At 64.1% G+C, this 14,287-nt stretch carries 12 protein-coding genes and 1 tRNA gene; 9 read left to right on the top strand and 4 right to left on the bottom strand.

The annotated features are described in order from the left end of the window. Window positions 1-248 precede the first annotated feature (248 nt). A tRNA-Leu gene (locus tag FV139_RS04550) sits at window positions 249-335 on the bottom strand. 135 nt (window positions 336-470) lie between these two features. On the opposite strand from FV139_RS04550, the gene rnr reads away from it, so the two are divergent. From rnr to dnaB, 7 genes are all read left to right on the top strand, one after another. Beyond that, the gene (rnr, locus tag FV139_RS04545) at window positions 471-2,861 is read left to right on the top strand and encodes a ribonuclease R (RefSeq protein ID WP_148067004.1); all 2,391 of its coding nucleotides are present in this window, start codon (window positions 471-473) and stop codon (window positions 2,859-2,861) included. Between the two features lie 19 nt (window positions 2,862-2,880). Continuing rightward, window positions 2,881-3,627 carry a 23S rRNA (guanosine(2251)-2'-O)-methyltransferase RlmB gene (gene rlmB / locus FV139_RS04540; RefSeq protein ID WP_148067003.1) on the top strand — a complete coding sequence of 249 codons (747 nt, stop codon included), beginning with the start codon at window positions 2,881-2,883 and terminating at the stop codon, window positions 3,625-3,627. 404 nt (window positions 3,628-4,031) lie between these two features. After that, complete coding sequence (rpsF, locus tag FV139_RS04535; protein ID WP_148067002.1) at window positions 4,032-4,457, top strand: 30S ribosomal protein S6; 426 nt, start codon at window positions 4,032-4,034, stop codon at window positions 4,455-4,457. Window positions 4,458-4,511: 54 nt separating this feature from the next. Next, window positions 4,512-4,739 carry a 30S ribosomal protein S18 gene (gene rpsR, locus FV139_RS04530; RefSeq protein WP_148067001.1) on the top strand — a complete coding sequence of 76 codons (228 nt, stop codon included), beginning with the start codon at window positions 4,512-4,514 and terminating at the stop codon, window positions 4,737-4,739. Between the two features lie 60 nt (window positions 4,740-4,799). Continuing rightward, window positions 4,800-5,681, top strand: a complete 882-nt coding sequence (locus tag FV139_RS04525; protein WP_148067000.1) for a hypothetical protein — start codon at window positions 4,800-4,802, stop codon at window positions 5,679-5,681. A gap of 95 nt (window positions 5,682-5,776) precedes the next feature. Further along, entirely contained in the window at window positions 5,777-6,226 is a 450-nt protein-coding gene (gene rplI / locus FV139_RS04520) for a 50S ribosomal protein L9 (protein ID WP_148066999.1), read from the top strand. Between the two features lie 178 nt (window positions 6,227-6,404). After that, window positions 6,405-7,841 carry a replicative DNA helicase gene (gene dnaB / locus FV139_RS04515; protein WP_456238452.1) on the top strand — a complete coding sequence of 479 codons (1,437 nt, stop codon included), beginning with the start codon at window positions 6,405-6,407 and terminating at the stop codon, window positions 7,839-7,841. 488 nt (window positions 7,842-8,329) lie between these two features. Here dnaB and FV139_RS21020 read toward each other — a convergent pair whose 3' ends face one another. Beyond that, window positions 8,330-8,881 carry a replication protein P gene (locus tag FV139_RS21020; RefSeq protein ID WP_235898522.1) on the bottom strand — a complete coding sequence of 184 codons (552 nt, stop codon included), beginning with the start codon at window positions 8,879-8,881 and terminating at the stop codon, window positions 8,330-8,332. Window positions 8,882-8,912: 31 nt separating this feature from the next. Continuing rightward, window positions 8,913-10,088: a DnaT-like ssDNA-binding domain-containing protein gene (locus FV139_RS04505; protein ID WP_148066998.1), complete on the bottom strand. Its 1,176-nt coding sequence runs from the start codon at window positions 10,086-10,088 to the stop codon at window positions 8,913-8,915. 229 nt (window positions 10,089-10,317) lie between these two features. On the opposite strand from FV139_RS04505, the gene radA reads away from it, so the two are divergent. After that, entirely contained in the window at window positions 10,318-11,697 is a 1,380-nt protein-coding gene (radA, locus tag FV139_RS04500; protein ID WP_148066997.1) for a DNA repair protein RadA, read from the top strand. A 97-nt stretch (window positions 11,698-11,794) separates the two neighbouring features. Further along, window positions 11,795-13,333 carry a serine/threonine-protein kinase gene (locus tag FV139_RS04495; RefSeq protein ID WP_148066996.1) on the top strand — a complete coding sequence of 513 codons (1,539 nt, stop codon included), beginning with the start codon at window positions 11,795-11,797 and terminating at the stop codon, window positions 13,331-13,333. 2 nt (window positions 13,334-13,335) lie between these two features. On the opposite strand, the gene FV139_RS21015 is transcribed toward FV139_RS04495, so the two are convergent. Beyond that, window positions 13,336-14,154 (bottom strand): alpha/beta fold hydrolase, encoded by an 819-nt coding sequence (locus tag FV139_RS21015; RefSeq protein WP_187276390.1) that lies wholly within the window; start codon window positions 14,152-14,154, stop codon window positions 13,336-13,338. Window positions 14,155-14,287: the final 133 nt, after the last annotated feature.

The following is a 14,287-nucleotide window of genomic DNA, read 5'->3' as shown; positions in this document are numbered from 1 at the left end:
ATCGTTATTACAGCCCCATTAAACAAAAGCCCCGGTCTTACGACCAGGGCTTTTGAAGGTACTTTGTCAGCAGTCTGGCCAGTCGAATGACTGGCCTTCATTGAATTGGTGCCCAGGAGAGGGCGGTTCCACACGCCTTCAAAGCGCAGCTTTGAGTGTGGGTTCGTGCCGTGCAGCTGTGCTGCGCGGCCGGGAGTCCGACCTGGCGAAACAAAAAAGGCCAGTCAATCGACTGGCCTTCATTGAATTGGTGCCCAGGAGAGGACTTGAACCTCCACGCCCTTGCGAGCACTAGCACCTGAAGCTAGCGTGTCTACCAATTTCACCACCTGGGCAAAAGGTGATGTACACTGCTCATCACCTGAGGGCGCGCACTTTACTTTTCCCGCGCGCGGCTGTCAATACTCGCGTATACTGTTCGCAGCAAAAAATTCACGAAACGGAAATTCAACAAGGAAGGCCCCTTTTCTATGGCCAAAAAAGGCAAGATTGCCGACCCCCATGCCGAGCGCGAGGCCCGGCAATACGAAAACCCCATTCCCAGCCGCGAAGTCATCCTCCAGCTTCTCTCCGACGTAGACCAGCCACTGAACCGCGAACAGCTCGGCGACCGCCTGGGTCTGCACGATGAACGCGACCTGGACGCCCTGCGCAAGCGCCTGCGCGCCATGGAGCGCGACGGCCAGTTGATGATCAACCGCCGCGGCGCCTACGCCCCGATCGACAAGCTGCACCTGATTCACTGCCGGGTGCAGGGGCACCGGGACGGCTACGGCTTCGCCATGCCCCTCGGTGACGAAGACGACATCTACCTCAGCGCCCGCCAGATGCAGTTTGTGTTTGATGGCGACGAGGTGCTGGTGCTCATTACCGGTACCGACAACCGCGGCCGCGCTGAGGGCAAGGTGGTGGAAGTGCTGGACCGGGGCAACCGGACCATCGTCGGCCGCTACCAGGAGGAGAGCGGCATCGGCAGCGTGATTCCCGACAACGCCCGTATCCAGAACCACATCCTGATTCCGCCGGCGGAGAAGGGCGGTGCGAAGTCCGGGCAGATCGTCACCGCCCGCATCACCGACTACCCGACCCGCAAGCTCAATGCCAAGGGCACCATTGTCGAGGTGCTGGGGGACCACATGGACCCCGGCCTGGAAATCGATATCGCCATCCGCTCCCACGGCATTCCCTATGAATGGCCTGACGCCGTGTTGCGGGAGGCCGGTTCGCTGGAGGCGGAGCCCCTGGAGGCCGACAAGCAGCTCCGTGTCGACCTGCGCAAAAAAGCCTTTGTCACTATCGATGGCGAGGACGCCAAAGATTTCGACGACGCGGTCTACTGCGAGAAGCGGATCGGCGGCTGGCGCCTGTGGGTGGCCATTGCCGATGTGTCCCACTACGTGCGCCCGGGGATGGCCCTGGACGAGGAGGCCGCCAATCGCGGCAACTCCGTCTACTTCCCCGAGAGGGTCGTGCCCATGTTGCCCGAGGCCCTGTCCAACGGCCTGTGCTCCCTGAAACCCCGGGTGGACCGGCTGGCCATGGTCTGCGAGATGGAGCTCAGCCGCTCCGGCAACCTCAAGCGCTTCCGCTTCTTTGAGGCGGTGATCCACTCCCATGCCCGCCTCACCTATAACCAGGTGGGCGAAGTACTGGAGGAGGGCTGGCACCCGGATGTGGACGGCAAGGTGGTGCCCGACCTGCTGCGTCTGCACAGCCTGTATAAGGTGCTGCGGGCGGCCCGCGACGAGCGCGGCGCCATCGACTTTGAAACGGTTGAGACCCGGATCATCTTCGACGAGCAGCGCAAGATCGACGCCATCGTGCCGGTTCAGCGCAACGACGCTCACAAGTTGATCGAGGAGTGCATGCTGTGCGCCAACGTCGCGGCCGCGCGCTTTTTCGAGGAGTCCGACCTGCCCATGCTGTACCGGGTGCACCAGGGGCCGACGGCGGAAAAGCTGGAGAACCTGCGTGCTTTCCTGGGCGAGTTGGGCCTGGAACTGCGCGGGGGCGACAAGCCCACCCCGGAGCACTACCAGGACTTGCTGAGTCAGGTGGCAGAACGGGACGACGCCAACGTCATCCAGACCATGATGCTGCGCTCCCTGAGCCAGGCGGTTTACCAGCCGGAGAACGAGGGTCACTTCGGCCTGCACTACCCGGCTTACACCCACTTTACCTCGCCCATTCGCCGCTACGCTGACCTGCTGGTGCACCGGGGCATCCGTCACATCGTGCGCTCCAAGGTCAAAACCAAGTTGGTAGAACGGGTGAAAGGGGCCGAGCCCATCCCCGCGAAAAAGATCTTCCCCTACGACGAGCACATCATGGCAGTGCATGGCGAGCACATCTCCATGACCGAGCGCCGCGCCGATGACGCCACCCGTGACGTCCAGGCCTGGCTCAAGTGCGAGTACCTGCAGGAGCACGTGGGCGATACCTTCGAGGGCGCAGTGGCCGCCGTCACCAGTTTCGGCCTGTTCGTCGAGCTGGATGACCTCTACATCGAGGGCCTGGTCCACGTGACCGCCCTGCCCGGGGACTACTACCAGTACGACAACGCCAAGCAGCGCCTGGTGGGTGAGCGCAGTGGCCGGGTGTACAAACTCGGCAGCCGGGTGGAGGTGCGGGTGGCCCGGGTCGACCTCGACGACAAGAAAATCGACCTCGAACTCATCGACAACAAGCCGCCGAAGAACAAGGCGCCCAAACCCAAGCCGGTGCGCAAGGCCTCGGGCAAACGCAAGGGTGGCGATGGTGCGAATGGCGGCCGGCAGGGTAAGGCCCCCGGCAAGCGCCAGAACAAGAGTAAAAACCAGGGCGGCCGCAAGAGCAAAACCGGCCTGCGCCGGCACCACTAGTTAGAGCCAGAACAACATCATGCAACATATATATGGCATTCACGCCGTCGACGCCCTCCTGCGCCGCCGCGCCGGCAGCGTCCAGCGCCTGCTGGTGCAGCAGGGCCGGGAAGACAAGCGCGTCAAAGCGCTCCTCGAGCTGGCCCGCAACCAGGGCGTCAACATCCAGCGCGTCCCGCGCAAAGCCCTCGACGAGCTCGTCTCCGGCCGCCACCAGGGCGTCGTCGCCGAGGCCCTGCCCGCTGCGGGAGAGGACGCCAACCTGTGGCAGGAGGCCGACCTCCTGCGCCACGTCGACGAAGCCGACACCCCGGCCTTCATCCTCGTCCTCGACGGCGTCACCGACCCCCACAACCTCGGCGCCTGCCTGCGCAGCGCCGACGCCGCCGGCGTCGACGCCGTCGTCGTGCCCAAGGACAAATCCGCCGACCTCAGCCCCACCGCCCGCAAAGTCGCCTGCGGCGCCGCGGAAGTCGTGCCCTTCGTGCGGGTCACCAATATCGCCCGCACCCTCGAAGCCCTGAAAGAACGCGGCGTCTGGCTCTACGGCGCTGCCGGCGAGGCAGACCAGTCCCTCTATGAAGCCGACCTCAAGGGGCCCATCGCCCTGATCATGGGCGCCGAAGGGGAGGGTATGCGCCGCCTGACCCGTGAAGCCTGCGATCACCTGGTGCACCTGCCCATGGCAGGCTCCGTGAGCAGCCTGAATGTGTCGGTGGCGACCGGTATCTGTCTGTTTGAGGCGAGAAGGCAGCGGCTGGGCTGAAAGTTGAGTCGCTACTCGCCCCGTCGCGCCCGGTATCGGATAGGGGCAATATCCAGCTGAAAGGTATGAGGGTTCGCTCCAGGAAGCTCGCCCCGTATCAGGTGCGGTGACGGGAGGCGGCCAGAGAGACCGTCAACGGCATGGATGCCGTTGTCGAGCCCCCACGGACGGGTTCACGGCGTGTCTCGGAGGCCGCCTGCCGTCGCCGGACCGTCCTACGGAGTGCTCATCCAGGACCGATCGGCATCCCCGGACACTGATGGCCTGAAAGGTGTTGCACCCACCAAATAAAGCCAGTAGAATCCGCGCCTCGAATTTTACCCGGTGGGTCTGACCCGCCGATCTCCTTGCCACACCGCTTCCTTCGGGATTGACGGGTGGCATTAACCCGTAAGGAGCAAATAATGCGTCATTACGAAATCGTGTTTATGGTCCACCCGGACCAGTCCGAACAAGTGCCCGGCATGATCGAGCGCTACTCCAACACCATCCAGAAAGACGGTGGCAGCGTACACCGCCTGGAAGACTGGGGCCGCCGCCAGCTGGCTTACCCCATCAACAAAATCCACAAAGCACACTACGTGCTGATGAACGTGGAAGCGTCCAATGACGCCATGGAAGAGCTCACCACCACCTTCCGTTACAACGACGCCGTGATCCGTAACCTGGTCATTCGTCGCGACGAAGCCGTGACTGACGAGTCCTTCATCATGAAGGCCGAGAAAGAAAGTCGCGAGCGCAAGACCCGCTACGAAGAACGCCAGGCGGCCGACAAGGCCCGCGAGGAATCATCCGCCGAGGAGAAGACCGAGGAAGCCGCAGCCGAGTAAGGCAGTGCCCTCATCTTCTTCTGTAACGACCGAGCTTAGAAAGGAGTATTTACCATGGCACGTTTTTTCCGTCGCCGTAAGTTTTGCCGCTTCACCGCCGAAGGCGTTAAAGAGATCGATTACAAGGATCTCGACACCCTGAAGGCCTACATTTCCGAAACCGGCAAGATCGTACCGAGCCGCATCACTGGCACCAAGGCCAAGTACCAGCGTCAGCTGGCTACCGCTGTGAAGCGTGCGCGCTTCCTGGCCCTGCTGCCCTACACGGACTCACACCAGTAAGCAGTAGCTTATCTTCCGCGCCGTACTGAGCCCCTCAATGGGCCTTCGGACGGGCTTGCAGTGAAAGCCCTCGCCGAATTCGTCATGCGCGGACGCTTCCAGGCGCTGCTGGTAGCAGTGGCCAGCGCCGGAAGCCTGATGCTTTGCTGGATCAGCGCCGCGGTTGTCGCGCTGGTCACCCTGCGCAAGGGCGCAGGACAGGGTGCCTGGCTGTTGCTGTGGGCCCTGCTGCCGGCGGGTACGTTGATGTTCGTCTTTGGCGACAGCGGCCCACTGGCCCTGCTGGTATCCACCGCGGTACTGGCACTGGTGCTGCGCACCACGGTGAGTCTGCCGGTGACGGTACTCGCCGCTGTCCCCCTGGGGGCGGTGACCGGCCTCGGCCTGATCGCTTTCGGTCAGGACCTGCTGGCCCAGATGGTGGGGTTCTTTGACCAGTTCCTCACCACCCTGGAGCAGCAGTTGGCCACGCAGGACCAGCAGGCGGCGGTTGAACTGGTAAGGCCGACCGCCGCGCAGATCGCCGGCATGATGGGCGCGGCGACCAGCCTGCTGTCCATTGCCTGTTTGCTGCTGGCGCGCTGGTGGCAGGCAGTGCTGTACAACCCGGGTGGTTTCGCTACCGAGTTCCGGGCCCTGTACTACCCGCCCGCGGTAACGCTGGCACTGACCCTCGCGGCCCTGGCCCTGGCCAGCCTCGGGGTGGAATACAGAACCTGGGCGGTGATCTGCTTGATCCCGCTCAACTTCGCCGGCCTCGCGCTGGTTCACGCCCGGGTGGCGTGGCGCGGGCAGGGCAGTGGATGGCTCATAGTGTTTTACCTGCTGTGGCTGTTCCTGGACCCGGTGAAGCTGGCCGTTGTGGCCGCGGCAATTGCCGACAGCTGGCTGCGCTTTCGCCAGCGCTGGGTGGCGAAGTCCAATGGCGATAGCCAGGACTGAGCAACACGACGGCCGGCACTCTTAATGAGTGCAGAACGAAACAGACGAATTTGATAACCGCGGGAGCTCGCTCCCCGTAGACAGAGGAAAGTAAGATGGAAGTCATTTTGCTGGAAAACATCGTTAACCTGGGTGGCCTGGGCGACAAGGTTGACGTCAAAGCAGGCTACGGCCGCAACTTCCTGGTACCCCAGGGCAAAGCGGTTCCGGCCACCGAAGCCAACATTGCCGAGTTCGAAGCGCGTCGCGCTGATCTCGAAGCCGCTGCCGCAGAAGCCCTAGCTGCTGCCGAGAAACGCGCCGAGGCCCTGAGTGCACTGGAAGGCGTGTCCATTGGCGCCAACGCCGGTGAAGAAGGCAAACTGTTCGGTTCCATCGGTACCCGCGACATCGCCGAGGCCCTGACTGCTGCTGGCGCTGAGGTCGACAAATCTGAAGTTCGCCTGCCCGAAGGCGCCCTGCGTGAGCTGGGCGAGTTCGAAGTGGACATCCAGGTTCACGGCGACGTTACCGCGACCGTCACCATCGCGGTTGTAGCCGAGTAAGCTACGCCCCTGATTTGCCGGACTGCCCCGTGATATCCGCGGGCGGGCCGGTGGCTCCCTCTACACCGGCTTCGAGCCGGTGTAGTCGTTTTTGTAAGGTGCACAGGTTCGCTTGTCGCTTCATTCAGCGGGCTGAATTGTTTACTCTGTGCAGCCGGCCACCCGAACCGTCGCGACCATGAACGAACCCGACTATCCCGTCGACCTGCCCACTGACCTCGTCGAAGCGCCCCCGCCGATGGATTACGACCGCGGTGACCGCGAGGTCGCCCGGATCAAGATGCAGCCCCACTCCATTGAGGCAGAGCAGTCGGTACTGGGCGGGCTTCTGCTGGCGGGCGATGTCTGGGATTCCGTGGCCGAGGCGGTTACCGCCTCCGATTTCTACCGCCCCGATCACCGGCTGATTTTCCGCCATATCGCCTCCCTCGCCGAAGCGGTGGAGCCGGTGGATGTGATCACCGTGGCCGACAAGCTCACCGCCGCCGGCGAGCTGGAAGCGGCGGGTGGCGTGGCCTACCTGGCCGAATTGGCCAGCAGCACTCCCAGTGCCTCCAATATCCGGGCCTACGCCAAGGTGGTGCGCGAACGGGCCGCCCTGCGCAAGCTGATCGACGCCGCCCAGGAAATCGCCGAGAGCGGTTTCAATCCCGAGGGGCGCAGTTCCGACGAACTCCTCGATGAGGCCGAACGCCTCATCATGCAGATTTCCGAGCACGGCCCCAAGGCCGGTGGTCCGCGGGACGTCAACCCGCTGTTGCAGGCAGCCATCGAGCGCATCGAGGAGCTGTTTACCTCCGGCGGTGACATCACCGGCCTGTCCAGCGGCTTCACCGACCTCGACGGCATGACCTCCGGTCTGCAGCCCTCCGACCTGGTCATCGTCGCCGGCCGCCCCTCCATGGGTAAAACCAGTTTTGCCATGAACCTGGTAGAGAACGCCGTGCTGGGCCAGAAAAAGCCCATCCTGGTGTTCTCCATGGAGATGCCCGCGGAGCAGCTGGTGATTCGTATGCTGTCGTCCATCGGCAAGATCGACCAGACCCGCATCCGTAACGGCAAGCTGGAACAGGAAGACTGGCCCAAGCTCAGCGCCGCCGTGGCCAAGCTCAAGGACGCCCCCCTGTTCATCGACGATACCCCGGCCCTGACTCCCACGGAAATGCGCAGCCGGGTGCGCCGTATCGCCCGCGAACACGGTGAGATCGGCATGGTGATGGTGGACTACCTGCAGCTGATGCAGGTGGCAGGCTCTTCTGAGGGGCGGACGGCGGAGATCTCGGAGATCTCCCGTAACCTGAAGGCCATCGCCAAGGAGTTCACCTGCCCGATGGTGGCCCTGTCACAGCTCAACCGCTCACTGGAGCAGCGCCCCAACAAGCGCCCGGTGAACTCAGATCTGCGGGAATCGGGCGCGATCGAGCAGGATGCGGACGTGATCATGTTCATCTACCGGGACGAGGTCTACAACGAGGACTCGCCGGACAAGGGCGTCGCCGAAATTATCATCGGCAAGCAGCGGAACGGGCCCATCGGGACGTGCCGGCTGGCGTTTGTGGGGCAGTTTACGCGCTTTGAGAATCTGGCGCGGGGGTCTTACGACGGGTACGAGTAGGGCGGCTTGTTCCAGATTCGCTTCGTTCTCGGGTGGTGCCACCCTTTTCGCAGTGGCTGTCTGGGTGAGCCTTCCCGGACACGCTGCAAGTACATCCATGTACGCTTCTGCTCGACATCCATGTCTCACAGAGTCCGTCCAGGCTCACCCAGACAGCCACTGCTTGATTGCGCACTTTGATACTCGTCATGTCGAACGCATTCCTTTGCGGAATCCCGAATTGCACAATTCGTAATAAAAGCCAGGGCGGTTTCCGTGCAAGGGCTTTATTCGTGCGGGCGTGTGACGCAGTGATGCAGACGTGACCGAATTAACTTACGTAGTACCGAAAGAGCGGTGAGCGTCCGGTAGCGTTTTTCCGGACTCTATGAGGCATGGATGCCGATTAGAAGCGTACATGGATGTACTTGCAGCGTGTCCGGAAAAACGCTACCGGATGATCTCCGCGGCGGAACTCGCGATTCAGGCCATCTAGAGCCAGAAAACAGCTAAATCCCCGTCTCCTCCCGCAACTTCTTCAACTGCGCCAACTGCTCCTCCACAGGAAGGGGAGCCGCCTCATGATGCTCCAGCGCCTGCTCCGGCGGAATCGTCAGCTGCTCCCCCCGCATCACCCGCGCACAGTACTCCCGGTAATGCCGCTCAAATACCGGCAGTGCTTTCTGCTCCGTATTGTTGGCCAGGAAAAACCACTCACTGTCCCGCCCCGCCAGGTAGACCGCCGGATGTGACCAGCGCTGGGCCGCCTTCGGGGAGGGCGCATTGCAGGCCTCCCGGTAAGCGTCGCGGGTCGAGGGCAGGCCGAATTCGGCGAGACCCGCCTGACAGCACTCGTGCATCCTGTTGAGAGTGGGTAAGTATTCACTGTGCTCGATCGCGTGGCGGGCGCCGCGCAGGATCTGTTCCACCGGGTAGTCGCGCAGGGAGTCCAGCCATAGCTTCTTGATCTGCTTCAGCTGTTCCGCGTCCGGGAAGGCCGCGTAGTACTGGTTGTGGTAGTTCAGGCGGAACAGCGCGAAGACCTGGTTAATGGCCTCCACCTGCTCCGCCGCGGCCGGCGGGCGCTCGGCCTCAGTTGGCCCAGGAGGTGTCGCTGAGGTCGTCCGCGAGGCTGCGATCCCTTGTGCGACCTGTTGAATGAGGTCCCGGCTGTTGTCGGTCATGGCTGTGTCCCGCCTGTTGCATCTGGTGCTGTCTGGCCCAGTGGTATTTTACATGTTGCAGGAACTTGCTGTTCCAGGAGGTGTGGGCCTGGCCGCTGTCGCGCCAGTAGACGATGAATTCCGGTATCAGCGAGCGGGCGAACTGCTCGTCGATGTGTGACAGGCGCAGGATGTCGTAGACGTCCCGGTCCGGCTGCCAGTCGCTGCGGATGGGGGTGGGCTCGCCGCCCTGGGCCACGTTGTTGTAGCGGGCCCACTGCAGGCGGATGTGCTGGATGAACTTGGTGTTCAGTTCCTTCGGCGGCTCCCCGCGCTCCCGCCAGTAGAGAATGAACTCGGGGATGGCTTCCTCGATGAAGTCCGGGTCCACCCCGCCGCGAGTCATGATCTCCAGGGCGTCCTCGCTGGGGCGCCAGTCCCGGTCGAGGGGGCGGTTGTCAGGCGCGCGGGCGGCCTCGGCCTGGTGCTGCTGGTGACGGCGCCAGGCGCCGGTCACGTGCTGGCGGAATTTGTTCTCCCAGGCGTGGTGGCTCTCACCGCGCTCGCGCCAGTAGAAGATGAAATCCTCCAGTTGGTCGATAGCGAACTGCCGGGGTATGTTGTGGTTCAGGGCCAGCAGTTGCAGCAGGTCCTCGCTGGGCGCCCAGTTTTCCGACAGGGTGGCGGCACTGCGCCGCTGCGGGGTTCCGGGCGCGGTCGTGGTTGCGCCACCGAACGCTGGTCCAGGCCCAGCGGCCTCAGTCCGGTTGGCGCCCGGTTGGGCCGCGCTGCGGGTTGGTTCGTTAAGGGCGAACAGCAACCGCTCGGCGGAGTGTATGGGGGGTGAGCCGACCAGCAGCACCCCCTTGTCCACCAGGCTGCGCAGGATGCGATGCAGCTGGGGGGGCTCCCAGAAGGGCAACAGCCGCATCAGGTAGCCGCGCTCCACCTCCAGCCAGGCGTAACCCTCCCGGTGGCTGGGCTGGCGGTGCTGGAACAGGGCGTGCAGTTGTTGCAGCAGGATGGCCTCTTCCAGCCCGATGGTCGCCGCCAGGCCGGGGGAAAACACCAGCTGCTGTTCGGGGACGAGGGAGGAATCGGACATGGTGGCTCGCTTGTGGTCGCGGCGCCAGGGCGCTCGCGGCAGGAATCGGGTGGTTATTGTACGCTGTCGCGCCGCAACCTGTGCCTTCAGGCGACAGGTATTTGCAATCAGCAGGCGGTGGTCGCCGGGGGTTGCCGGGACCACCGGGAAAGTCTGGTAGCATACCGAGCTTGCCGGCAAGCCCACAACCGGTCCGCGATAAAATCAGTGCAAGGAAACGTCCCCGCCCATGGCCAAGAACAAAACCGCCTACGTCTGTAACGATTGCGGCTCGGACTACGCCAAGTGGCAGGGCCAGTGCAGCGACTGCGGGGCCTGGAACACCCTCAGCGAAGTGCGCCTGGGCCCCGCCCGCCCCGGCGGGAGCGCGCGCGCCGCCAACGACCGCCGGGCCGGGTTTGCCGGTGCCCTGGCGGAAGCCCGGGTGCTGGCGGACATCGACCTGGAGGAGCTGCCCCGGTTCAGCAGCGGCGCCGAGGAATTCGACCGGGTGCTCGGCGGCGGGCTGGTGCCGGGTTCGGCCATCCTGGTGGGGGGCAACCCCGGGGCCGGCAAGAGCACCCTGCTGCTGCAGACCATGTGCCACCTCGCCACCGGCATGGAGGCGCTCTATATCACCGGTGAGGAATCCCTGCAGCAGGTGGCCATGCGCGCCCGCCGTCTCGGGCTGCCCACTGACAGCCTGCGGCTGATGTCCGAAACCAGCGTCGAGGCCATTCTCGCCGCGGCGGAAAAATACCAGCCCAAGGTGCTGGTGGTGGACTCCATCCAGGTAGTGCATTCGGAGGGGATCAGCTCCGCTCCCGGCAGCGTGTCCCAGGTGCGCGAGTGTGCGGCTTACCTCACCCGCTTCGCCAAGCAGACCGGTACGGTGTTGTTCCTGGTGGGGCATGTCACCAAGGACGGCTCCCTGGCGGGGCCCAAGGTGCTGGAACACATGATCGACTGCTCCATCCTGCTGGAGGGCAGCCAGGACTCCCGCTTCCGCACCCTGCGCGGGCAGAAGAACCGCTTTGGTGCGGTCAACGAGCTCGGGGTGTTCGCCATGACCGAGCAGGGCATGCGCGAGGTTAAAAATCCCTCCGCCATTTTCCTCGACCGCAGCACCGAGCCCGCCTCGGGCAGTGCGGTGATGGTGGTGTGGGAGGGTACCCGCCCCCTGCTGGTGGAAATCCAGGCCCTGGTCGACGACAGCCAGCTCGGTAACCCCCGGCGGGTCGCCGTGGGCCTGGAGCAGAATCGCCTGGCCATGCTGCTGGCGGTACTGCACCGGCACGGCGGGCTGCAGGTGGGAGACCAGGACGTGTTCGCCAACGTGGTGGGCGGGGTCAAGGTGCTGGAGACCAGCGCCGATCTGGCCCTGCTGCTGGCCATTGTCTCCAGTTACCGCGACCGCCAGCTGCCGCGGGACATGGTGATCTTCGGGGAGGTGGGCCTGTCCGGTGAGATCCGCCCGGTCCCCAGCGGCCAGGAGCGCCTGGCGGAGGCGGCCAAGCACGGATTCCGCCGCGCCATTGTGCCCAAGGGCAACGCGCCGCGGGGCGCCCTCAAGGGGGTGGAAGTGATCGCGGTAACCCGGCTCGAGGAAGCGCTGGCCGCCATCGACTAGGGCTGCCGATGGGTCGGGGCGCGGTGCACTTGCGGTAATCGCCCTTTTAGTAGATTTTGTCTATACATCCACTGGCCATTCACCTATACAAGTGCCTATGTCTGACCATCCTGACAAGAAAAACATCGCCTCCCTCGACGTGGACAAAACGGTCCTGTTGGAAGACGAGGCCGCCGAGCAGGAGCGCGAGGAGGCGGCGATTGCGCCGACGGTCTACGCCCGGCCGGACCGCAATGCCAACCCCGAGGTAGAGACCGACCTGCCCGCCACCGAACTGCTCAGCGCCGCCGAGCAGGCCGCCGCCGAGGCGGCAACGGTGCTGCTGGACGACGACGCCACCGTGGTGGATGCCGGTGCCGCGGCGGAGGTCGCTACCGATCCCCACGACCAGATGATCATCAAGGATCGCTTCGTGCTGGAGGCGCGTCTGGGCAAGGGCGGCATGGGGCATGTCTACAAGGCCCTCGACCTGCGCAAGCAGGAAGCCCAGGACGACGAACCCTACGTCGCGATCAAGTTCCTGTCGGCAGAATTCAGCCGCCACCCCAAGGCCCTGATCAGCCTGCAGCGGGAGGCCAAGAAGTCCCAGCAGCTGGCTCACCCCAACGTGGTCACCGTGTACGACTTCGACCGCGACGGCGACCAGGTCTACATGACCATGGAGTACCTCCAGGGTGCGCCCCTCTCGGGCTGGACCTCGCTGCAGTTTGAAGAGGGCAAGAAGCCCAGCGTCGCCAAGCTGATCACCGAGATGGCCGCGGGCCTTGCCTATGCCCGCCGCCAGGGCATGGTGCACTCGGACTTCAAGCCCGACAACGTGTTCGTCACCATCGACGGCCGGGTCAAGGTACTGGACTTCGGTATCGCCCGGATCGTGGATACCGAGATCCACAAGGACAGCTTCGACGCCGGTGAGCTCGGCGCACTCACGCCACGCTATGCATCACTGGAAATGCTGCAGGGCCAGCCGCCCCACCCGGCGGATGACGTCTACGCCCTGGGCCTGGTGGCCTACCAGCTGTTTGCCGGCGTGCACCCCTACGGCGGAGCCACGGCGCTGGAGGCCTTCCAGCAGGGCCTGACTGCCCAGCCGATCAAGAAGATAAAACGCCACGAGTGGCACGCTATCGCCAACGCCATCAAGCTGCCGCGCGACAAACGCACGCCTTCGGCGGATGTCTTCCTGCGGGAGTTTTCCGGCACCAGTCGCCGCAACCGGGTGTTGCTGGCGATGGTGGTGGTGCTCGCGCTCACCTCCGCGGGGCTGGCCTGGAAAGCCAGCCAGGGCGAGGGGCCGGCGGTACCCTTCGACGAGTTGCCGGTCAGTGTGCAGGCGCAGTTCCTCAAGGACCTGGACCTGGGCCACAAGTCTGCGGCCATCGGAGACTGGGATGGCGCTTCCCGTTACTTCCTTGAAGCCTATGACCTGCACCCGCGCAATGCCGATGCGGAGGAGGGCCTGGACGAACTGATCGGCCATCTGGTGGCGCTGGAGCCAACCCTGACTTCGGTTCGCCAGCGCGAGTACCTGCTGAGTATGTTGCAGGCCTACGACACCAACGAATACCTGGCCAACCACGAGACGCTGGCGACCTTGCGCCAGCAGCTGGAGCAGGAACTCGCCTCGGGCGAGTAAGCTCAGCTGGCGCCTTGCAGCGCCTGCTGCAGCAACTGCGGCCACTGCTGCGCCCAGCAGCAGCGGTGGTCGAAGGCTTCCACAGTGACCGATCTCGCCTGCGGGTGGCGCTGGAAATAGGCGGCACTGGTAGCAGGTGGGACCACGGTGTCTTCCGCTCCCTGGAAGTGCATCTCCTGCAAGCCACTGGCCTGTTGTTCCGCCGGGTTGAGGGAATCCTGCAGGGGCAGTACCCGATGGTGTGCGCTCCACGCTACCGTATCCAGGTTGGCGGCAATGGTGACCACCGATACCGGGACACTGCCTGCCAGACGGGGGGCCAGCAAAACGGCGAGGTTGCCGCCGCCGCTGTAACCGATAAGCACGATTTCCCTGATCGAGGGGTTGGCGTCCAGCTGTTTGGCCAGGGCGTCGGCCATGCTGTTGATCACGGTTTCCGAGTAGCGGCCGGAGGTCCACAGGGTGGGAGTACAGTTGGCAGGCATAGAATCCTGGTGGTAGCAGGGGCGGGCCAGGTAAAGCGCTGGTGCGGGGTCGCGCTGCAGCAGTTCCAGGGCCAGCAGGTGCCGCCCGGTCGGGTCCGGCGCCGCGCGGTCGCGCAGCCAGGGGCGTCCGTCGCCCTCCAGGTAGACATGCAGGCGCGGTCCCTCGGTCCAGCCCGCTCGGGCGAGGCTGAGCAGGTCAAATTCCGCCCCTGCGACCCAGCTGGCCTGTAGCTGGTAGCGATCAGCCAGTTGCGCCGGGGACGGCAGGTGCCCGCAGGCGACGAGAAAAATCACCGGAAGTGTGATGAATAACGGTTTCAGCAGTTGTCGTGCCACGTGACTTGGACTACTTTCTGTAGTCAGGAAATGGAATGTTCGGACGAAGTGCATGCAGGGAATTATAGCCACAACATACCTGTCACAATCCGCAGGACGCGGGCCGCAAGCGACAGGGCGCCAAAAGCCACGC

Origin of the sequence: Parahaliea maris, assembly GCF_008064665.1 — a bacterium.
Lineage (GTDB): Bacteria > Pseudomonadota > Gammaproteobacteria > Pseudomonadales > Halieaceae > Parahaliea > Parahaliea maris.
The sequence above is the reverse complement of the archived record's forward strand: the minus strand, read 5'-3'. Positions and strand labels throughout refer to the sequence as shown.

Excerpts from the sequence above, each read along its gene's own strand:
- rplI (WP_148066999.1), top strand. The coding sequence starts at position 5,777 with ATGGAAGTCATTTTGCTGGAAAACATCGTTAACCTGGGTGGCCTGGGC.
- rpsF (WP_148067002.1), top strand. The coding sequence starts at position 4,032 with ATGCGTCATTACGAAATCGTGTTTATGGTCCACCCGGACCAGTCCGAA.
- dnaB (WP_456238452.1), top strand. The coding sequence starts at position 6,405 with ATGAACGAACCCGACTATCCCGTCGACCTGCCCACTGACCTCGTCGAA.
- FV139_RS04505 (WP_148066998.1), bottom strand. The coding sequence starts at position 10,088 with ATGTCCGATTCCTCCCTCGTCCCCGAACAGCAGCTGGTGTTTTCCCCC.
- FV139_RS04495 (WP_148066996.1), top strand. The coding sequence starts at position 11,795 with ATGTCTGACCATCCTGACAAGAAAAACATCGCCTCCCTCGACGTGGAC.
- radA (WP_148066997.1), top strand. The coding sequence starts at position 10,318 with ATGGCCAAGAACAAAACCGCCTACGTCTGTAACGATTGCGGCTCGGAC.
- rpsR (WP_148067001.1), top strand. The coding sequence starts at position 4,512 with ATGGCACGTTTTTTCCGTCGCCGTAAGTTTTGCCGCTTCACCGCCGAA.
- rlmB (WP_148067003.1), top strand. The coding sequence starts at position 2,881 with ATGCAACATATATATGGCATTCACGCCGTCGACGCCCTCCTGCGCCGC.
- rnr (WP_148067004.1), top strand. The coding sequence starts at position 471 with ATGGCCAAAAAAGGCAAGATTGCCGACCCCCATGCCGAGCGCGAGGCC.